General features: G+C 48.7%; 6 protein-coding genes. All 6 read right to left on the reverse strand.

Going from position 1 to position 23,438, the window contains the following annotated elements; all coding sequences use genetic code 11:
• Positions 1–38: 38 nt before the first annotated feature.
• From edeG to edeL, 6 genes are read right to left on the reverse strand one after another with little or no spacing between them, the layout of a single operon-like run.
• Positions 39–3,407, reverse strand: coding sequence for an edeine polyketide synthase EdeG (gene edeG, locus ODZ53_RS05865; RefSeq protein WP_372676296.1), 3,369 nt, complete (start codon positions 3,405–3,407; stop codon positions 39–41).
• A gap of 41 nt (positions 3,408–3,448) precedes the next feature.
• Positions 3,449–4,717, reverse strand: a complete 1,269-nt coding sequence (gene fabD, locus ODZ53_RS05870; RefSeq protein WP_372676297.1) for an ACP S-malonyltransferase — start codon at positions 4,715–4,717, stop codon at positions 3,449–3,451.
• Between the two features lie 16 nt (positions 4,718–4,733).
• Positions 4,734–13,391, reverse strand: coding sequence for an edeine biosynthesis hybrid PKS-NRPS EdeI (edeI, locus tag ODZ53_RS05875; RefSeq protein ID WP_372676298.1), 8,658 nt, complete (start codon positions 13,389–13,391; stop codon positions 4,734–4,736).
• Position 13,392: 1 nt separating this feature from the next.
• Entirely contained in the window at positions 13,393–16,083 is a 2,691-nt protein-coding gene (gene edeJ / locus ODZ53_RS05880; protein WP_372676299.1) for an edeine non-ribosomal peptide synthetase EdeJ, read from the reverse strand.
• Positions 16,084–16,113: 30 nt separating this feature from the next.
• Positions 16,114–20,097: an edeine non-ribosomal peptide synthetase EdeK gene (gene edeK / locus ODZ53_RS05885; RefSeq protein WP_372676300.1), complete on the reverse strand. Its 3,984-nt coding sequence runs from the start codon at positions 20,095–20,097 to the stop codon at positions 16,114–16,116.
• Between the two features lie 33 nt (positions 20,098–20,130).
• Complete coding sequence (gene edeL, locus ODZ53_RS05890) at positions 20,131–23,421, reverse strand: edeine non-ribosomal peptide synthetase EdeL (RefSeq protein ID WP_372676301.1); 3,291 nt, start codon at positions 23,419–23,421, stop codon at positions 20,131–20,133.
• Positions 23,422–23,438 lie beyond the last annotated feature (17 nt).

The raw sequence follows: 23,438 nt of genomic DNA on the forward strand, positions 1-23,438 counted from the left end.
CTCTCCTTCCTGTCTATCGAAATGGTAAACACATGCGACTATCGGATATTCGAATCACGTTCTCGCAAGGCAAATACTTGTTGCAGAAATTGACTAGTAAGTGACTTCAACTTGTCGACAGCAGCTTCCACATCGGATCGCTTCAACATTTTTTCTTTGTATAAGCTAAGGGCATAACGATTCACCGCATTATTGGATGTCTGCAAAATCTCCTCCGCCAGTTCGCGTACAGACTGATCCGCCTGTGGAATGTACCAGTCCAATAATGTTTCCATCCACAGTTCTTTCCCGCCTAATTGAACGTAGAGCTCGTTTAGATTAGCTTCATGAAAATACGTGTCTGGCTGCTCCGTAAGTGACAGCAACAGCGTAAGCTCACTGCCAACTTGCTGTTTAGTCTCGACCGCTTTTAGTAAACGAAGCAACTCCTCATCCGCGCTCGCACGCAAGCTTGCCTCGTCATCTGTAACGCGATCGAGCACCATGATCAGCCGGGAATGCGGATCTACATTTGCATAAATCTCCTCAAGCGTTTGGTACGTTGTGGAAAATTTATCATATTGGATTCGCTGCGCTTGCCCGCGAGTCAAATGATTGTGATTGATGATCGTATAGACCTGCTTTTCATGGTCATAGCCAGTGATGACGGTGAGATGATCCGTATGTTCCTTCTGGTATTGCGGTGTGTAAAAGGTGTAGTACTCGTCAAACGCAACCATTACGGGCTTGCCATGATCCAGTTGGCGAATGATCGACTCATGCAATACATCCAGATGTGTGACAGGCACGAGCTTGACCCGATAGCCAAATTTATAAAGCATCTCCTCATCCGACAAATATCCCATAACCTCAGCATGTTCCCGATACGAATAGGGGTACCCCTCAGTATCAAGCTGATAGCCGCGCTTCAACCCTAGAAAAAGCTTAAAATAAGGGATCAGATGAGCATCCTGCTCCTCCATTAATAAAGCGAGACCGCGATCATAACAATTCCATTGACGCCAGGATAAATGACTGACATCGGCATACGAGCTGCGTTTGATTTGCGTACCCTGCCTTGATTTTGCGTTTCGTTGTTGAATAGCTTGGACTGTAGTAGCAGCTGCCTCTGCTTTCGCAACCTGTTCTACTACATGCCCAGCCGCATCAAGAAAGGCAGCAAAATCAGAAATCGTCAAATGAGTAAGCAGGTCTTGTACTTCTACTTCTCGGTTCATCCGCTTGGAGATTTCGCTGATCATTTTAATCGCGATGATCGAGTCCCCGCCCAGCTCGTAAAAATTGTCGTGGACATCTACTTCTTCAAGCCCCAGAACATATCCCCAAATGTGAGCCAGCTCTTGCTCTAAAGTGGTGTAGGTATCGTGTTTTCTCCCACGTACTACCACGTTTGGCAGCTTCGCTTCTCCAGATTTTTGCGGTGCGACCTTGTCTTTTTCTCTCCCGGCATCCTTGTCAAGAGAATGAAGAGAAGAGATGTCCAGCCAACAACGCTTACGCTCAAACGGATAAACAGGGAGGTGCACGCGGCGCGGCTTTTTAAACGTATACATGGCACTCCAGCGTACATCTGCCCCGCTCACATACAATTCGCCAAGCTCTTTCAGATCAGATAACTCTTTGCTTTGCGCCAACAAAAGCTTTTGTAAAAGAGCATTAGCCGCCTTATTCATCGCTTGTTGTTCGGCCTCGGTCAGTATTCCAGGCTCTCTATCCGCTTTTTCCTGGGAGATAACCTTGTGCCAGCCAAAGAAAATATCTGGTTCAGAAAGTGTTGTCCAGTCGCTTGCGCACAACTTGGAGATTTTTGCGGTAAAATCGTCCATGTCCCTGCAAATCAGTAGCAATCGATAGCCGTAATGACTACGGCCCGTATTTGCCGTAAAGCTGAGACTTTCCAATGTCGGCAGTTCCTCCACAGGCTTGCTGGTCCACTTCTGAAAGCGGTGCAACAGGTTGAGCAAGCTCTCCTTGCTTTTCGCGGATAACGCAATAGCCTGAGTCCCTTCTTCTTGCTTGGGAGGTGGCATGAATCCCGGTGCTTCCTCTACTACGAGGTGCACATTCGTTCCACTCATCCCAAACGAACTGATTCCAGCCCGTCGCACGCTTTTCTCTGGTTCCCACTCTGTCAACGTGTCATGGATGTAAATGGGAGATTGTTCAAAAGGAATCATCCGATTCGCACGTTGAAAGTGCAAATGCGGAGGTATCTGTTTTTGTTTAAGAGACAGGATCACTTTGAAAAGACCAGCCATCCCTGCTACGTGGTCGGTGTGACCGATGTTCGTCTTTACCGAGCCGATCCCGCAAAATTGGCGCCGATTTGTGTATGGGCGAAACGCTCTCTCCAGCCCGTCCATCTCCATAGGATCACCTAGCTTGGTACCTATGCTGTGCACCTCGATATAGGAAAGGGTTTCGGGATCAATCTGCGCGTCTTTCCATGCCTGCTGGATCACTTCGGCTTGTGCCAGTGAATTTGGCGCTGTAAGCCCGAACGAATGGCCGTCTTGATTGGCGGCGCTTCCCTTGATCACCGCATAAATCGAATCCCCGTCTGCAAGAGCCTTTGCCAACGGTTTCAGCAAAACGGCGCCAACGCCTTCACCGACACCCGTACCGTCTGAATCATTGTCAAAAGGGCGAGTACGCCCGGATTGCGATAAAATTCCCAAATCATTGCTTCCATCTTGTAAAGACAGCAAGATGAGCTTGACACCGCCGGCCAGCGCCATCTCACATTCTCCTCGACGAATCGCTTGGCATGCCAGATGAACAGCCATCAGCGACGAGGAGCAGGATGTATCTACAAGCATGCTCGGACCTTTGAGATCCAACAGGTAGGAGACGCGAGAAGCGATCACCGATTTCATATTGCCAATGATGGAGGTGGACAACGCATCTGGTTCCAGCTCTCGAATCATTCGTCGATACTCCTCACCAAAATCACTGCTAAATCCCAGATATACACCCGTACGGCTGCCCGCGAGCATTGTTCCACCATATCCTGCGTCCTCAATCGCCTCCCAGCATGTCAGCAAAAATAAGCGCTGGTTCGGATCCATCTGGCTGGCTTCCTTAGGAGAAAGACCGAAGAGCTGCGGATCGAATTTATCAATTTCATTCAGGTAGGCAGCCTCTCGAAATTGAATTTGCTCCATCGTCAACCCTTTGGCGAGTAACAATGGAATCAAATCGTTCTGGCGCTCTTTGGGAAGCTCTCGGACGCAATCTTGACCAGCTTGTAACAGACGCCAAAAGTCTTCCGGGTTTTCTGCGCTTCCGAATCGGCAAGCAGCACCAATCACCGCAATATCGTGTTGATTGGCTTTGCTGTCAGTTGAATGAGCATCCGTCTGCTGTTTATTCAGTTTGACTCGGTTCAGTCCTAATGGCTTGCTCACTGCATTCTTCCTCCTTGAGTCCTCTGCTTACCTGGTTCGGCTTAGCTTGCTTGCCATTCGTTGCTGATCTCGGGAAATCGCTGTTGCAGGTCTGGTTTGCTGGTCAGCTGTTCAAAACGCATGGCTTGTTCCGCGTCAGGAGCTTTTTTGGTTTGCAAGATCAAACGAAGCAGAGAAAAAGCTTCGCGTACATCCCCATAGCCCCCCTCTTTTTCCCCTTGTTCCAGCTGTTGTCTCAGTTGTTGAAGTGCTTGATAGGGCATAATCACCCCTTGCTGGTACGCTTCTTCATCGAGACCGCGGTTTTTCGTGCAAACGGCAATCGCAATGCAAGAATCAACGAATTGGGCAATTGCTGCTTGATTACGCGTTTTAGCATCTTGAAGCTCTTGCTGATAACGATCGATCTCCCCCTGCTTGTCAAAGGCAAAGGCGCGAAGCGGATATTTTTTGGCCAAATTTGTCAGTACACTTTTTGGTCCGAGCTCAATTACAGTATTCGCTCCCTGTTTTACCAAGTAATCCATTGTAGCTTGCCAGCGAACAGGGCTGGTTGTCTGGGCAGTAAGCAAATCGACAAGCTGATCAGCATGGACATATGGTTGTGCTGTCACATTGGAAATGACAGGCCATTTAGGATCGCAGTACGTGTACCGCTTCAGTTCTTCATTTAATTGTTCGGCTGCTTGCACCATGAGTGGCGAATGGAAAGGCGCACTCACCTTGAGGGTGACAACAGAAGTAGAGCCTTGCTGCTTGCACGCTTCTTCTACTTGCCGCACCGCATGTGCATGTCCGGAGATGACGATCTGATCAGCGGAGTTATGGTTGGCGACCACAACGATCGCACCGTCACGAGAATGTTCCCGACAAATCTCCTCGACAAGTTGAGCATCCAACCCGAAGATTGCTGACATGGCTCCGACACCCTGCGGCGTAGCCGCCTGCATGAACTGACCTCGCCGATAGACAAGGCGGACGGCATCTGCAAATTGGATGGCACCGGCACAAGTCAGGGCCGTAAACTCGCCCAGACTGTGACCAGCCACCCACTTCGGTTCGATGTCCATTTCCTGTGAATAAACGCGGAAGGCTGCGACACTTGCTGTCAGGATTGCTGGCTGTGCGTGCTCTGTTTTTGTCAATTCTTGTGCATCCCCTGCAAAACAAAGTGTTTGCAGGTTAAATCCAAGTGCTTCACTTGCTTCTTCAAAGGTGCGCGCCGCAATGGGATGGGCCTCACATAATGCTTGGCCCATTCCAACATATTGCGAACCTTGTCCCGGGAATAAGAGTGCGATTTTGTCCATGTTTGATCACCCTTCTCTATGTCATGTATTCATTCACTAGCATCTTGAGCAATTGCTGGTAATCCTGAGTCATCTCCGTGACTTTTTCTGCCCGGAGGCATTTAGGGTCGAACGCACACACGATATCAATCACATCGTTTCCTTCCTTGATCCAGAAGGCAAGCTCATGTTCATGGTGTGTAAACGATGCATCTGTAAACGCATTGACACCACCAAATAATGGAATAATCGTTCCGTCGTTGCGTTCTATCCGCAATTTTTCAAGCCACAACGAGGCGTCTCCCGTTAATTTCTCGATGATCTGTCGTTTGTGCTGCACCTGCTTGAATAGATCGAAGAAGGTATTGAGCTCTGACATGTTCACCCGGAATGGATAGACATTCATCTGCAGCTCTCTGTCGACAGCCACTTCCATATAAAGATCCTGCTGTCCTGTCAATTCCGCCATGAGGTATAGGTACATCGAAAGCAGAACGTCTCGTACCTCAACTGCTTCCATTTGACTTACCTGCTGAACATTTTCAAACAGATCATCAGTAAGTGAGAATTGGACCCAGTCTGTGTCCACATTCGCTTCTCCACTAGCCCAGTACTCAGTCGACAACTCTATCAGCGAGACACGATCCAGCTCCTTCAACCAATAGGTAGCCGTATCAGATTCCCCTTGTTCATCTGCCAGGTCTAAAGCGGTATTCTTCAAAAAGTTGGTCAGGCTAGACAGCGTAGGATGAGCGAACAAATCGGCAATTCGAACCCGTCCAGGGTAAAGCTGTTCAAGCTTGGCATGAACTTGTACCAGTAAAAGCGAATTACCGCCTATTTGGAAGAAGTTATCCTGCATACCGACCATTTCACGTTTAAGCACTTCTTGCCAGATGCCCGCCACCTGTTCTTCCAGTCTGGTAGCCGGGGCTTGATATTCGATGTACTTGTCTTGGAGTGAATCAGGCTCTGGCAATGATTTGCGATCCAACTTTCCGTTTGGTGTCAGCGGCCACATATTCATATGCGTATAGAAATGTGGAATCATGTAATCGGGTAAACTTTTGCTCAGCATCGCACGCAATTCATCACTGTCCAACGTTCGCTTCGCCATATAGTAGGCAGCCAGGTAAGGATTGCTGGCGGTATCTCGCACACTGACCACTGCTTCCGTAATATCCGGATGCTGTGAAAGAGCAGTTTCAATCTCACCCAATTCGATGCGATAACCGCGCACTTTGCACTGAAAGTCAGATCGTCCCACGTATTCAATACGCCCGTCTGGCAGCCATCTCGCGAGATCACCTGTTTTGTACATGCGTTGACCAGGTTGAAACGGATTAGGAATATAGCGCTCAGCCGTCAGCGTTGGCTGGCCAAAGTACCCTCTCGTTACCCCATCTCCTGCAATATAAAGATCGCCATTGATCTTCATCGGCTGCACTTGGAGATGCTCATCAAGGATGTAGACTTGTGTATTGGGCAACGGCGCACCAATCGTTACTTCCTCTGCGTCGGTCAAGTCCTGCACCGTAGACCAAATCGTTGTTTCAGTCGGACCGTACAGATTGTAAAGTCTCGCCTTCGTTTGTGTGCGAAGCCTTTGGAACAAAGACTTTGAAAGCGCCTCTCCTCCAATCAGGATCGCTTTCAGGCTGTCAAGTGCATGCAAGTTGCTCTTCTCTTCCAGCATGAGCTGCAGCCGGGATGGAGTCAGTTGAAGGAATGTGATTTCTTCCTGCAAAATCAACTCCTTGAGCACCTGCGGGTCTGCTTGCTGCTGCTCGGTTGCAATGACTACAGTCATCCCTTTCGTCAGCGGCACAATCGTTTCCAGCAGAAAAATATCAAACGAAATCGTTGTCACAGCCAGCATTTTGTCTGCGCTGGCAAAATCGATGTGTTCTCCGATCCCTGCGCAGAAGCTCATCAAATTGCCGTGTTCAACCATGACACCTTTAGGCTTGCCTGTAGAACCCGATGTGTAAATGACATAGGCGAGATCACCAGGTGTAGCCTGTGGCGGAAGATTGGAGTCGTCTTCCGTCTCTATCCGGGGATCGTTTACGTCCACTCGGACAACACTTCCCCACTGCTTCTCTGCCAGAGTATCGTGGGTTAACACAAGGGGAGTCATGCTGTTTTCCAAAACATAGGAGATGCGTTCTTCTGGATAGTGCGGATCAATCGGAACAAACGCAGCCCCCGCTTTCAAGATCGCCATGAGCCCGACCATCATTTCCACGGAGCGATTCGTCAGAAGGCCCACGCAAGTATCAGCAGTGACGCTGTGTTGCTTCATCAAACGGGCAACTTGATTGGCTCGCTTATTTAATTCCGCATAAGTAACTTTCTTATCTCCGCATGATACAGCTAACGCGTTCGGCTCTTTTTCCGCTACTTCTTCAAAGAGCTGGACGACCGTTTTTTCACGAGAGTATTCCAAACTCGTGTCATTCCAATGCTCAATCAGTAGCATGCGTTCTTCTACTGCCAGCATGGACATCTTGCCGATCAACTGTTCAGGATCCTCCACCATTTGCTCCAGAATCTTCTGGAAGTGTGTGGACATTGACGCGATCGTCTCTTTGCTGAATAGCTTGTTGCTGTACTCGATATCGACAATCAGGCGCTGTTCTCGTTCAATGATGTCAAAGGTCAGATCAAACTGGGCAGAGCGCTGTTCAAAAGGATAAGGTGAGAGCGTCAGCCCATTTGCACTCATGCTTCCCTTCGCGTCGCCGGTATTTTGCAAAATGAACATCACATCAAACAATGGGTTGCGCGCTGTATCTTTAGGCAGCGTCAGACGATCCACCAGCATTTCGAACGGATAGTCGGCATGAGAGAGCGCCGCCAGTGCCCGTTCTTTTACTTCCTGAAGGAAATCCGCCACGGTTCGATCACTTCGCGGGAAATTTCTCATCGCCAGTGTGTTCAGAAAGACACCCACAATGTTTTCCAGGTCTGCATGATGACGGCCAGCCACTGGCGATCCGATGATAATGTCTTCTTCGCCAGCGTATTTCGACAACATAATGCTGAGCGCGCCCAATAGCGTCATGTACAAGGTTGCCCCATTGTTTTTTGCCAGTGCCAGTATCTTCTGAGTCATCTCTTGAGGAATCTCAAAGGTTAGGACATCTCCCTCAAAGCTCTGGACGGACGGTCGAGGGTAGTCCGTAGGCAGATTAAGCACAGGAAGTTCTCCATCCAACTCTCCCTGCCAGAATTTCTCCTGAGCGGCCAATACCCCATTGCCAAGTTGTTCGGTTTGCCACACGCTGTAGTCTTTATATTGAATTCGCAGCTCAGGCAACTCGAGTCCCTGATACAATTGGAAGAACTCACGGATCAAAATGTTGATGGATACACCATCGGAAATAATGTGATGCATGTCGAACAGCAACAAGTGTTTGTTGACATCTATGCGAATGAGCATCCCACGAACAAGCGGCGCTTTTGACAAGTCAAATGGTCGAATGAATTGTTCGACCGTTCTCTTGGCATCGTTCTCGTCGACTTCACTATACGCCAACGTAAAATCTACGCTCGGTTGAACGGTTTGCATCAATGCTCCATCCACGATGGAAAACGAGGTGCGCAACGACTCATGACGCTGCACCAGCGAGATAAATGCACGTTCGAAAGCCTCTCTGTCCAGTTCTCCTTCAAGCATCATGACTGTAGGGATGTTGTAGGCGACTGCCCCTTCCTGCATTTGTTCCAGCACATAAATTCTCTGCTGAGACGAGGTGGCTGGGTAAGCTTCCCGATACCCCGCTACAGGAATCGCCGACACGGCTGTTTCTTCATTCGGAGCCATCAACATAGCCAATTGACGGATCGTCGGTGTCTGAAACAGGTTAGTGATCGTTATCTCTTTTTGCATCTGCTTGGAGACACGGGAAACGATCCCAATTGCCAAAAGAGAATCGCCACCCAGTCTGAAAAAGTCGTCGTCGATGCTCAATTCGGTGTAACCCAGAACATCAGACCAAATCTGGCCTAAGGCAAGCTCCAGTGAAGTGTAGTGATCGCCTTCCTCCCTACCAGACAAAACAACACGGTTTTGCATGGTCACTTCTGTAGGTACTTCGCGTTCTTTACGAGACTTTTCGCTTGCAAATATCGAATCTCCGAGCTTTACTTTCAGAGACGGTGCCCATTCCTTCAGCACTTGCAAATCAAACTGTCCAATGATCAAGTGCTCAGTTTGGCAAGACAGCGAAGCATCGAAGGCATGGATTGCGCCATCCATCGGCATGTATCCGATAAAACCAGGGCCTGTTATCCCTTCAAACGCATACCAGTTCAAAGCTATCGTTGGTCTTCCTGTTCGACTGCGAGCTGCACTATAGGCATCCAAGAAGCAGTTGGACGAGACATAGTCACTTCCAGTCGCCCCACCCCAAATCGAAGCAAGTGATGAGAAGATCACAAAGAAATCCAAATGCTCCGGTTCAGCTATCTGATCGAGTATGACTGTGCCCGTCATCTTCGCTTTCAAACCATTTTGAAAATCGGAAAACTTCTTCTTCTGAATCGTCTCAAAGGTGATATGCGCCGCGGATTGGATAATGCCGTTGATCGGTCCGTAACGAGCACGGACTTGCTCGGAAATATCCTCCATCTGCTGACGGTCTGACACGTCGGCTGCGTAGCAGACTACCTGCGCTCCCATTTCCTCTAGCTCCAGCAGGGCTTTCAGCTTTCGTGCCTCAGCAGCACTGCAGTCTGGATGCTGTAAACGCGCTTGCCACTCGTGGTTAGGTGGAAGTGGCGAACGATTAATCAGCACGAGCGTCACATTTTTTTGAGCGGCCAGATGCTTACTAAATGCCAGGCCCAGTTTTCCGGTACCTCCGGCGATCAAGTAAACACCATTTTCACGTATCTCTACAGGCCGTTTCGGGACATTATCGATATCGCAGCGATTCATTTCTGGTACGATGCGATTTCCTCTATAGGCAACCAATGTGTCATCTCGATTGCAGCGAATTTCCGCTAGAAGCTGGTCTACCAACTGCGATGTTGAACGCCCCTCTGTTGCGAGATCCAGGCTAAAGCACTGCAGTTTTGGATTTTCCTGCGAAATAACCTTGGCTAGACCGAACAAGGGAGCTTTTTCTGGAAAAACAGGTCCGTTGTCATCTACTGCTTGTGCGTAGTTCGAAACGATCCGTAAATCAAGCACATGCTTCAGATCCAGCTCAAGCAACGCTTGTGTCAAATGATACAGACTGTAAACTCCCAGAGGCTGCGCAGACTCAAGAGCTTCAAGCTCTCTGAGATCATTTGGCTGTTGGACGCCCGAGGTCAAGCTCCATAAATGGATAATCCCAGTCAGCTTTTCCTTTTTGTCCCCGAGGCTCTCGAACACACGCCGCAAATCTGCTGGCTGGCTAGGGTCTAGGATAAACTCGTGGGAAGAAACAGAGACAAAAGCCTCACCGCTGCGAAGTCTGAACACTTCATGTCCGTCCGATGACATCGCGTCAGCCAGTGTTTCTCCTACACCGCCTTCATCTTGAAGTACCAGCCAGATCCCGGGCCGCTGGGTCTGCTGATTGGTTATCAGCTCTTTCGTTTGCCAATGGATCTGGTAGAGCCACTCCCGATACTCTTGTGGCGTATACGCTGAATGTCCGATCAATAACGCTGAATCAGACAGATCACCCATCGCTGTTGACGACGGATAAATGGCAACCGATTGATAGTTCGTATCTCGAAGCGCCTTTTCCCAACGTAAGGGATCCATCAGTCTGGCTTGCGGTCGCAGCTCGGTGTCTTCGTGCTGCCACCAGTCTGCGGCAAGCCCCCCGATCACATTTGCCGTTGAGCGATTTTTCACGAGCTCGATTGCAAACAGCACACCTTGCTCTGCAAGCAACTGATGCACTATCGATAAGGATGCCCGAACATCCTTCGTCCTGTGTATCGCGTTATTCGCGATAATCACATCGTAAGCATGCAGATCGAAGCCTTGTTCGGCTGGGGTCTGCTCCATGTTGAACAGGCGGAACTGCACAAACGGGTATACTTCTTGGAACTCTTTTTCTGCATCTGCGAGAGCCGATTGCTCACCGTCCGTAAACAGATAGGTGACATCTTGTTTCTCAATTTTCGGCAGCAATAAGCGAGTAAGACCGCTGGAACCGCCTCCGAGCTCCAGAATTCGAACGGGACGGCTAAACGAATGGATGTATTGAGCAATGGTTTCCACTGCCATAAGTCCAGAAGGGTTTCCAAGAGTAATGCGATCCGCATACGACTTATATAAGTCAGAAGAACCGTCGTTCGTCACGAATACGCCCTGCCCCGTCATGCTCGTTGAGTAATGGGCAAAACACGCTTTCAATTGAGAGAACGTATCATGCTCATTTGGATAGCGATCCAGACAATCCTGATAAAACGCTTCTGCATCAAGACCCTCTGCATGTGCAGTTAGACGGTATGTTCCTTCAACGTGTTCAACCAGGGAGGCTTTAACGACAACTTCAAGCATGAGTTGGAAGAAGTGTTCATTTTTTCCATCAAACCTTACAGCTTCACGCAATTCTTCCAGCGAATACGTTTGCGTCTGCTTGTGGAAAGCGCCTAGTTGCTTGAAGCATTCAAGCGATAACAAGCCGGAATAAAAAGTTTCATCCTCTTCCAAATCCGTTTGCTTTTGGACATTCACCTGAGTCAGTAACGTTTCCCCAAAAGTAAAGAAGGTGGAAGCAATTTTATGCACATCAGCAGTTTCGTTCTCATGAGCCGCTACAGATGCTACAGCATCGGACTGCTCAACCATGTTGATTGCAGGTTGATTCGTTTGCACCCAGTGACGGGTTTTGGCAAAGCTATAGGTTGGTAAAGGTACCTTTTTCCATTTGACTGGACGGTAGTATTCAAGCCAATTGATCGGCACTCCTCGTACGTACTGTTTTGCCATTTCTACAGGGTCAGAGCTGTCTATTTGCATGCTGATCGGCGATGAACTTTCCCCACGGGAATTCAGTACTCCGTAAAACACCTGGTTCCCATCAACAAGCGGAGCACCGTCCTCCATCCGTTCTCCCGCGCACAGGCGATGGATCTTCTGCAAAAAGTCCTCTTTGCTGTTGATAACGAAGGCAAGGCGATACCGATAGTGTCCGCGCCCCATATTAGCAGTAGCGCACATATCCAAAAGGGAATGCTCAGAAGGTCCTGATAAAAATGTTTGGTATTTCTCGAGCAAATCCCAGAGCGACTCACTTGTTTTAGCGGATAACGTAATGAGGTAATTGCCAGATTCTGAACCGGCTGTCGCCTCGCGACTAGGAGGCTCTTCCAAGATGACGTGGGCATTTGTCCCGCTCAGCCCGAATGCACTTATCCCGGCTCTCCTCACAGGTTGGTCAGCTTCTACATCCCAAGCCTTTAACACATCATTTATATAAACAGGCGAATCAATAAAAGGAATTAAGGTATTCGGCCGTTTCACATGCAGCGTCGGCGGAATCTGGCGATGCTTCATCATCAGAACCGTTTTAATGATCCCAGCCACCCCTGATGCCGCTATCGTGTGTCCGATATTACTTTTAACCGAGCCTATTGCGCAAAATTGCTTGCGTTTTGAAACTTTCTGAAAGGCATGCATGATCCCCTCAATCTCGACAGGGTCGCCTAATCTAGTCCCGGTCCCATGTGCCTCAATATAGGAGACGCTCTCTGGATTGATTCGCGCCCGCTCCCATGTTGTTCGCAACAAAGCAGATTGAGAAATCGCATTGGGCGCAGTAATGCTGGTAGAACGGCCATCACAATTGACCGCTGTGCTTTTGATCACGGCATGAATATAATCATTGTCTCTAACTGCTTGATCGTATGACTTCAAAAGAACAGCGCCAAGACCTTCTCCCCACACGGTTCCATCAGCAAAGTCATCAAAAGCTTTGGTTTTGCGATCTACGGAAACGATGCCAAAGTCCGTATCTTGTTGAATCGGAAACAGGGAAAGGTTAACTCCACCTACGAGAGCCATTCGACAATCGTTATTTCCAATGGCCTGACATGCTTGGTGCAGAGCGACCAAGGAGGAAGAGCAAGATGTATTAACTAGTTGGCTCGGACCTGATAAATTCAGCAAATAGGAAATCCGGGAAGCGATAATTGCTGCAACGTTACCAGCCAGCGAGGACGAATCAACGTTTTTCAGCACACGCTGGTATTGTGATTCATTGTCACAATATCCTAGAAATACGCCGGTAGGAGAACCGCTGATCATCTTCTCGCTATACCCGGCATGTTCAAATGTTTCCCAAGCCAACTCGAGAAACATCCGTTGATAAGGATCCATGGTTCGAGCCTCAGCAGGTGATATCTCGAAAAACGCGTGATCAAATAAGTCCACGTGTTCGAGATAACCCATCCGCTCATACTGAAAATCTGTGTCGTTAAAAAATTCTCTCGCGACCCTCTCGACATCTGGACGCCTAGCAGCCGGGATATCACTGATCGAATCGTGCCCCTGTTTCAAATTGTTCCAGTATTCTTCGAGGCTGTTGGCTCCAGGAAAACGACAAGCCATACCGATGATTGCGATATCTTGGCGCGTATTTACGTTGGCAGAGGACAATTCTTTCAGCAAAGGAAGTGCTTCCTTTTCATGCAGTCGATGAGCTGCCACTTGCTCCAAGATGTATTTTTTTAGCAAACTCATCTTAATTCCCCTTCCTTTTGTCGATCAGCTCGGCACCCATGTCTACGGAGAGAACTCCCTCCTTGACCTCCCTCAGCAATTCCAGAAGGGATTCATCATCATCGCTTTGATCTTCCATCGATGCAAACTGATCTTGTTTTCTTTGTTCGAGAAAATCCACAAACATGGCAATCGTATAGTAGGAAAACAAATGCGCGACGCTAATCTCGCTATCCACTTGTTTTACAATTTGTGCATGCATTTTAAGCAACAGCAGGGAATTTCCTCCCAGCTGGAAGAAGCTGTCGTGTACCCCCACTTTTTCGATTCCCAAGATTTCTTTCCAGATCGTAACCAGCTGTTCTTCCTTCTCGTTTCGTGGGGCTACATATTCAGCATCGGACGCCTGTTGTTCATCCACTTCAGGCAATAGCTTGCGATTGATCTTGCCCCCTGCTGTCAAAGGCATTTTTTCAATGCTGACAAAAAAGGATGGGATCATGTGATCGGGAAGCCGTTCGCTGAGATAACCGCGCAGGTCACTTGCGGTCAAGTCCTCGGCATTTGCCACGTAGTACGCGCACAATCGAGCCTTCTCTTCTTGAAATAGCACGGCACACTCTTTTACTAGCGGGTGGGACAATAGCACCTCATCAATCTCGCCCAGCTCAATTCTGTGCCCGCGTACTTTTACTTGATGATCGATGCGACCGCAGAACTTGATATTGCCATTCGGCAGATAACGCCCAAGGTCTCCTGTCCGATAAAGCTTTTGATAACCAATTTCCGGATAAGGGTTGTCAACAAAGCTGGCTGCTGTTTTCTCGGGATCGTGCAAGTAACCGTGCCCCAAGCACAAGCCTGTTATATATATCTCCCCTTGATGTCCGGCCGGAACAAGTTTACGATTTGAATCCAGCAGCAAAATTTTCGTATTGGCTATCGGTTTTCCAATCGGGATCGGTCCCTCATGGGTATGGTCGATCTCAAAGTAGATGACACCAATAGACGTCTCCGTCGGACCGTACAGATTCGTGATACGAACGTGGGAAAACCGCTGAAGAAACAGATGCACAGTGTGAGCGGTGATTTCCTCTCCCCCCAAGATCAGGTGGCGAATCGAAGAAAGTGAATCGTGTATGTCCATCCGTGTTTCCATTTGATCCACCAACAGATTGAACACCGACGGCACAAAATCCGTAATTGTAATCTGATAGGTTGAAATGGCTTGCAACACTTGATCGAGCGTCATCTCGAATTCAGGAATCGGCAATACCGTACGGCCACCATGCAAGAGCGGCCAGAAGAGTTGCCAGACCGAACTGTCGTAGTGATGGGGAGTCGTCTGGAAAATGGCGTCCTGCTCTGTACAACCGTAGTGTTCATCCATCCAGCGAAACCGATTGAAAATACCGATATGAGGAACGACTGCCCCTTTTGGTTTACCAGTAGAACCAGATGTATAGATCACATAGATCGGATCGTCCATATCTACCTGGACATTCAAGTCCCCTTCTTCCCGGATATCATCCGCATCAACGATTACAGCACGTGTCCATTGCACGAATGACGGCTCCTGGCGTATTTCTGGTCCGATCAGCGTCACAGGACAATTCAATTCATCCAGTAGCTGCTTTTTCCGTTCGCTTGGACTTTGCACGTCTAGCGGGACAAATGCCGCACCTGTTTTCATCACAGCTAGCAAGGAAATGACCAAATTCAAGCTACGATTCATCAAGACCGGAACATAGCTTCCTCTTCCAATGCCACTTTCCTTCAACATACGTGCAAGGCAATTGGCTTTGCCATTAAGTTGAGCGTACGTAAGGGTTTTGTTGCCAAGCACAGCAGCTGTTAGATGAGGCGTCCGCGCTGCCTGCTCCTCGATCAGTTGATGGATCGGCTTTGGAGCAGGATGAACAACATCCGTCTTGTTGCGGGTGTACAACAGATCTGTCCGCTCTGCTTCTGTCAACATTTCGATTGTGTGAACGAAGCATTTAGGATCGACGACGACTTCACGAAGAATTTGTTGATAATGGCTGATCATTCGTTCGATGACAGCCTCTTTGAACTGCTCGCCCTTATACCGTACGCGTCCGATAATTCCAGCTTCTGTTTGCTTGCATGCGAATACCATTTGTAGGGACAGGCCTTCTAAAGCAGTAATATCTTGCATGTTTTCTAGTACGAAGGCTGTATCCAGCAGTGCCATCCGATCCGTGTCGGGTAGATCAAGCCATTGCATCATTTGCGAAAACGGATAGTTCTGATGCTCCATTGCCTCTTTGACTAGCTGCTTACCCTCTTTCGCCACTTCTGCAAAAGTAGCTTCTTGATGCATCCGTACACGCAGCGGCAGCACCCGATTCCAAGCGTTAGGGGGAAGCGGATTCTGAAAGACGGGCGTGAGAATGATCATGTCGTCTGTCTGCTTATACCGATTCAGCATGATTTGAAACGTCGACAGAAGGAATAGGTAGAGCTTCATCGGATGATGATCGCAATGGGCCGCAACGGCAGCGTTCAAATCATCTGGAAAGACAAACGATATTTCTTTTGTCTCCTCCTCCCCATCGCCTTCCTTCTCCGTTCCTTCGGTTGGAAGGAGGGAGAGCGTCCACTCCCCCTGTAACTTCTCTTGCCAGTACTGCTCCTCCCGGCTAAATTTCCGACTGGTTAGCAGAATGTTTTGCGAAATAGTAGTCTCCATATGCCCTCCCCCTCTTACTCACCGCTTGCTCTAAAATTCAAAATCCCAATCGACGCCCTGTGCTTGAATAAGGGCTACCTCACGGGTCAATTCAAAGTCTTGCAGGAGGCGCTGCGGATCTTCCATCACCTGCTGCAACATGCTTTTGAAGTCACTCACAAACTGTTCCATCGTCTCTTTTCGGAACAGATCACTGCGGTAATCCAGCTTACATATAAGTCTGTCGAAAACGGGATAAGCCGCCAGATGAAGATCAAGTTTAGCCGAATTGTTTTGCAGTGGATAGTTTTTGACAATCATGTCCTCAAGCTCTAGCTCCCCTTCCGGATTGTCCATGTTTTGCAGGACGAAAATCGTATCAAAAAGGGGTTGACGACCTGTATTTGGCTCAAGACCGAGAGTCTGGACGAACAGATCAATCGGGTAATCCGCTTGTTCAAAAGAGGCTAGCGTATGCTCGCGGACCTCGGCAAGAAACTCGCGATAGGTCTTCTCGCCTTTTGGATAATTGCGTAGGGGAATGGTATTGATAAACATCCCAATGACTTCATCAAACTCTGCAAATTTACGCCCAGCTACAGGAGTTCCAACAACGACATCCTCTTGGCCGCTGTATTTTGCAAGCAACATGTTGTAAACCGACAACAGCACCATATAAAGTGTCGCGTGTTCCTGCGTTGCCAGCTCCTGCAACCGCTGCCTCTCCTCTGCCGATATCTCGAACTCAATCGTTGCACCAGGATACGTAAGAGATTCTGGTCTTTCGTAATCAGTCGGAATCGATAGAAGTGGAGCGGGGCTGGTAAACAAATCTGCCCAATAGTCAGCTTGAAGCTCCCCTGACTCAAGCGCAGATTCCTGCCAAACAGCAAACTCTTTTTGCTGAACTTCCAATGCAGGAAGTGTCACACCTGCATAGAGACGAACAAAGTCCTCTACGAGAATATCCATGGATACACCGTCTGAAATGATATGATGCATATCGAACAACAATAGATGCTTTTCTGGTGCAATCCTGATTAGCCCCGCGCGCAGCAAAGGTGCTTGACGCAAGTCGAATGGCCGTACAAACGCTGCCAGGCTGGCCTCCAACTGCTCTTCACTTGCTTCACTCACTTCCAAACGGAAGACTAACGAATCATGTACAATTTGAACGACTTGCCCATCTCTATAATCAAATGAGGTACGAAGAGATTCATGGCGGTCAAGTAATCCTTGAAAAGCATGTTCTACCATTTCACGGCTCAACTCGCCCTCAATTGAACGGGCAGCCGTAATGTGAAGGCTTGTGTCAGCCGGGTTTAACTGCTGAAGAATAAAGAACTTTCGCTGGGCAGCCGTAACAGGATAGTACGATCTGGCTTCGACTGAGAATCGTCTTTTCATAACCGTCTTGTCTGATCCATCAATCACGTTGCCAAGCTCCTGAATTGTTGGGTGATTAAACATCGTTCGCAGTGGAAGCTGTACGCCAAACTGCTGTGCAACCTGCGCAGCCACCGCGTTGATTTTTAACGAGTGCCCCCCTAGAGCGAAGAAATTGTCCCGAGCGCTGATTGTGTTTGGATCGAGCTGTAACACATGTGCCCAGATGTGCGTGAGAGCTTTTTCCGTCTCAGTTGTCGCTGACACCAAAATAGATGTGTCTATGCGATCCTGTATGCCAGGCTTCGGCAAAGCTCCTCTATCCACTTTTCCGTTAGGGGTAAGTGGCAATACGTTTTGTTTTACGTAGTGCATCGGCACCATGTATTCAGGAAGCACAGTAAACAGATAATCACGCACATCTCGTGCGGAAAATTCCTCTTGGGGAACGACATAGGCACATAAGTACTTTGCACCCGTTTCCTCAGAAAGCGCCAAGACCACTGCATCCTTAACCGCTGAATGTCTGCGCATCACCTGTTCAATCTCACTCAATTCGATTCGGTAACCCCGAATCTTGACTTGATTGTCCATTCTCCCGAAGTACTCAATATATCCGTCCTCCGTGATCCGGCCTACATCACCCGTTCGGTAGAGGACTTGGTAGTCTGGGTCATCTATCCAGCTGGCATACGGATTTGGTACAAAGACTTTTTGCGTCCGTTCGTCATCTTTGTAGTAGCCGTAACCAACCCCCGGACCGGCCACACCTATTTCTCCTTTTACGCCTCGCGGGCAGATACACTGATTTTGATCGAGTATGTAAATATGAGTGTTCTGGATCGGTATGCCGATGGGAACCACAATCTGCTGATCACTGGGCATTTCCCGAATAATGTGGTGCGTTATATCATCAGATGCTTCCGTTGGCCCGTACATATTCACCAAAGGAATTTCCGAATAGCAGGCAAACCAGCGTCGCACCAGAGGAGCAGGCAACTCCTCTCCTGTCACGGCCATCCACCGCAGATCAGGGAAGCTGCGTTCGGAATCGGGCCATTCTTGAACGAGATCAAGCAGCACGGAGAGCAGAGACGGTACCACTTCTGCGACGGTGACGTGGTTGGAACGGAGTACGTTATGAAGAGCCTGCGTATCCATTACCGTCTCTGTATCGATCACCAGCACAGAGCCACCCACAAGCAGGACAGCCAGATATTGCCAAACAGATATATCGAAGCAAAGAGAAGCCGTTTGTGTGACAAGATCATCCTCGCAGAGGGACAGATCGTTGATTTTAGCGAAAATGTGGTTAATCATTCCGCGATGGTGCACCATTACGCCTTTCGGTTGTCCAGTCGTACCCGATGTGAAGATGATATATGCCAAGTCTGTTCCTGCACTCTCCCGATCGATGTCCTCTCCCGAAAGTGACTCTATTAATTGATCAGATTGACCAAAAACATAGAAATACTTCAGTTCAGGTGAGGATGCTCGAATCGGCTCCAACCCATCTAGCAAGTCAGGCTGAGTGATTAACCCTGCAATCTCGCTCTTCTGCACGATGTACAGGATCCGATGCTGCGGATAGTCTGGATCAATCGGTACGTAGGCTCCTCCTGCCTTGAACACTGCAAGAATCGCAACAAGCGTATCCACGTTACGCTTCATATAGATACCGATTTTCGTGCCAGGTCGTAATCCTTGCTGGATAAAATGGCGCGCAAGTCGGTTGGATCGCTCGTTTAATTCCTGATAGGTTAACGTTGATTTACCGTCTGTCACCGCTTTGCGATGAGGCGTCTTTTTTACCTGCTCCTCAAAGAGGCGATCAAAGCTCTGATCGCGTGGAAAATCAATCCGGTTGTCGTTAAATGAAAGAACTAGCTCCCGTACCTCTGCCTCAGATAAGCACGCGATCTCCGCGATCTTCTGATCTGGTTGGGTTACGATAACCTGATAGATTCGGACCAAATGCTCTATCATCCGTTCCATCATGGGGAGTTGGTATCTTTGCCCGACGTAACGCACAAGTAATTCGAGCGAGTTCCCCTTTTTAGAAAAGAGGAGCTGCAACTCACTCGAGACCTGTTTCAGGCTGTCCTGATCATGAAGAACGTCTAACAAGCAAGTCGCCTCAAAGAACGGTGTGCTGTTCCCCTGACGCGGTACTTGCAGTTCCTCGATCAACCGCAAGATTGGGTAGTTCTGATGTTCCACAGCGGTCTTTAAGGTCTGCCGAACTTCTTGCAGCAGCTCCTTGATGCTCCATTTCGGGAGTACCTGATGACGCAGAGGCAGCAATTTATTCAAGAACTCACCCGGCTCTGTTTGACGAAAGATAGCCGTTCCAACGCATATGTCCTGATGTCCCGTGTATTTGGACAACAGGATGCCAAATCCACTCAGCAAAGCCATGAACAATCGTTGATCCGAGCCATTGCTCAAATGAATCAGCGCCTTGCTCAGTTCGTCCGGAAACACGATGGTCAGCTCACGAAGCTCAGACTGACGCTGAAACGAGGCCCGAGAGTCTGTTGGAAGGTCGAGTGAATGAAACTCTCGAGAGAGGTTCTCCATCCAATAGTCTTTTTCGCGATCAAACTGCCCACTGGCCAGCAAGATGTTTTGTGCCGTTATCGTTGTCAAGCCAATCCCTCTTTTCTGTCCGTCATGTATTTCTTAAAAAGCAAAGTCATCGTCGTCCACTTGTCCCTGTGCTACTTGTACTACTCCATGACCGATCTGAAGTTGTCCGATGGTTCGGTTCGGGTGGGCTACCATTTGCTCAAGAAGAATGACAAAGTCTTGAGCCATCCTCTCGATTGTTCTTCTGTGATACAAGTTCGTGTTGTATTGCCAATGCATGCATAGGTGATCCTCAGCCTTAACCACTTCCAAAGCCAGATCAAGCATGGCAGCTTTGCGTTTGAACTCGTACGGTGAAAACTCGATCTGATCGAGGCTGACTTTTTGCTGCTCCGCTGCATGATGCAGGGTCAGCATGGCGTCAAACAACGGGTTCCTTGCTGGATCCCGAGTCAATTGAATCTGGCTTACGAGTTGATCGAATGGATAGTCTCCATGCTCAAAACCGCTAAGCACGTTTTGGCGTACCTGCCCGATATACTCTTCGACGGTCAATTCTTTCTTCGGCCAGTTTCGCAAGGCCAAGGTGTTAACAAACATTCCGACAACAGGGGCAAACTCCGCACGTTGTCTACCATCCATATCGCAGCCGACGACGATGTCTTCCTGATTGCTGTATTTCGATAACAAAACAGAATAGACGGCCAACAGGAGCATGTAGAGCGTCGTAGAACTCTGACGGGTAAACGCGTCGAGCTTTTCCACCCATTCTCTAGACAGCTCAGTCAACAACTCGTCTCCATCAAATGTCATGGTTTGTGGGCGAGGATAATCCGTCGGGATTGCCAACGGTTGCGGCTGCTTGGAAAACGCCTCCAACCAGTAGGCTTCATTCTCGGCCCAACCGATCTCGGCAGCTTGTTCTGATTGCCACCAAGCGAATTCCTTGGCCTGTACCGACAATTCTGGCAACACCTGTCCTTGGTAGAGATAACAAAATTCCTCAAGCAAGATGGACTTGGAAATGCCATCGGAAATGATATGATGCATGTCGAAAATCAACAGATGATCTTCTGATGAGAGCTTAATTAAACCGATACGAAGTAAAGGAGCTTGCTTTAAATCGAATGGCCTGAAAAAGCTTTCGATTGTCTTTTCCACAACTTCCTCGTCTGCTTGCCATGTTTCGATCTGTACAGAAAGATCACTGTGTACTTTTTGCTTCACCTGACCTTCCATCAGATGAAACGAGGTGCGCAGAGCTTCATGTCGTGCGACGAGTTGATCTGCAACGTCTTGGAGACGCCCTGAATCAAGGGAACCGGTGATCCGCATAACTCCTGGTGTATGATAGCTGGTAGCATCTTCTTCCAACTGCCACAACAGGTAAAGCCGCTCTTGGGCACGTGTGACAGGGTAATATTCCTGATTAGAAAGCATGACAATCGGTTTTTGCTCCATCTCTTGGAGGTTGCCTGTGATCCGATTCGCCAAACCACGAATCGTTGGAGCATCAAACAGGTCACGCATGGAAAGCTTCACTTGAAAGTCACTTTCAATCCTGGATAAAAGCTGAATGGCCTTGAGCGAATGTCCTCCCTGTCCGACAAAGTGATCAAGTACACCAGGGGATGGAAGCTGTAAGACATCCGCCCACAACTCAGCCAGCTTTTGTTCGATAGGATTTGCTGGAGGTACGTATTCACTATTGGCACTTGGCTTTACAGCAGGCAAAGCTTTACGATCGATCTTTCCATGCGGGGTAAGCGGCATCTCCGACAATTCCATAAAGTAACTCGGGATCATATATTCGGGGAGCCACTCCAGCAGGTGCGCGCGAAGCTCATCCGGCTGAACACCGTCCATTTGCACAACATAGTAGCAAGCCAGCTCGGTTAGCCCCATTTGATCAGTCATAGCCAAAACAGCTACTTGATTTACAGCGGGATGCTGAAGGACGGCGCGTTCCACTTCTTTTAGTTCCACACGATAGCCGCGCACTTGAACCTGATCGTCCATCCGCCCCAAATATTCAAAAACTCCCGTTTCACTGAGTAAGCCGACATCTCCGGTACGGTACAGGCGCTCCCCGGTAATGGGATGATAGGTAAAAGCTTTCTCCGTCAAATCAGGCTTGCCCAAATATCCATCGGTGATGCCAATTCCTCCGATACAAATCTCGCCCTTGACATCAGGGGGACAAATTTCCCCCGTCTGACCAAGGATGAACATATGCGTATTGGCAATAGGAACACCAATAGGGATTCTGAGTGCTTCTTCAGCAGGCTGTTCAGTGCAAAGAAAGACGGAAGCGTATATCGCTGATTCTGTCATCCCGTAAATATTCGCGATTCGCGCAACACGGAACAATCGATTCCATTCGCGAACCAGATTAGCGGTCAGTGCTTCTCCTCCATTAAATACCCACTTCAAATTGGGCAATGGATCTGGCTCCTTACGAGAATGCACATGCGCCAGAAACACATTCATCATCGCTGGAACGAACTGCGTGACTGTAATGCGTTGCTCACGCAGCCAGTCATACAACGCTCCCGGATCTTTTCCGTCTTCCTCTTTCAAAATAGACAGCTTTGATCCAACCATCAGCGGCCAAAACAATTCCCACACCGAATCCGTAAAAGAAATCGAGGTTTTTTGGGCAACAACGTCTGTCTCGCTTAACGGAAAAGTCTCCTCCAGCCAAAACAACGTATTCAAGACCTGTTTGTGCGTAATCATGACGCCCTTCGGTGCACCGGTTGAACCAGATGTGTAGATGACATACGCAACATCATCCTCTGAACCTGCCGGAGCTATCGCCTCATCCTTTTGGCGGCGAATGTCGGACGCTGTATAGACCTTGTATCCTTCGTGCTGGAAGGAAGTCTCGTCCAAACAAATGATCGTTTCGATGCTGTCAGGTAGATCCGGTATAATTTCATCCAGATAGATGGATTCTGTTACAAGCACCTTGCAGCGGCTATCCTGCAAAAGATACCGAATTCTAGCTCGGGGATAATGCGGATCAACCGGGACGTATCCCCCACCCGCTTGGAGGATGGCAAGAACTCCCGCTACCATACGGGAGCTCCTGTCTGCGAGAATTCCTACGAGTTGCGAAGGAACCACACCCGCATCTTTTAGGATACGGGCTAGCTGGTTTGCTTCCGCGTGTAGTTCTGCGTATGTTCTTTCTCGATCCGCCTCTACCACAGCGACTCTATCAGGCGTTTTTTCTGCTTGCCGGACGAACAGTTCAGCGATTGTCACTTTGTTGCGATAAGGTTTGTCTGTCTGATTGACTCGAGTTAACAAGTTCGCTTCATCATCAGTGAGCAGGTTAAACTCATTCAGATCCAGATCGAGCTGCATACGTCCATTCATTGCGACTCTTCCCCTTT

Source organism: Brevibacillus sp. BD137 (assembly GCF_041644655.1).
GTDB classification, from domain to species: domain Bacteria; phylum Bacillota; class Bacilli; order Brevibacillales; family Brevibacillaceae; genus Brevibacillus; species Brevibacillus brevis_D.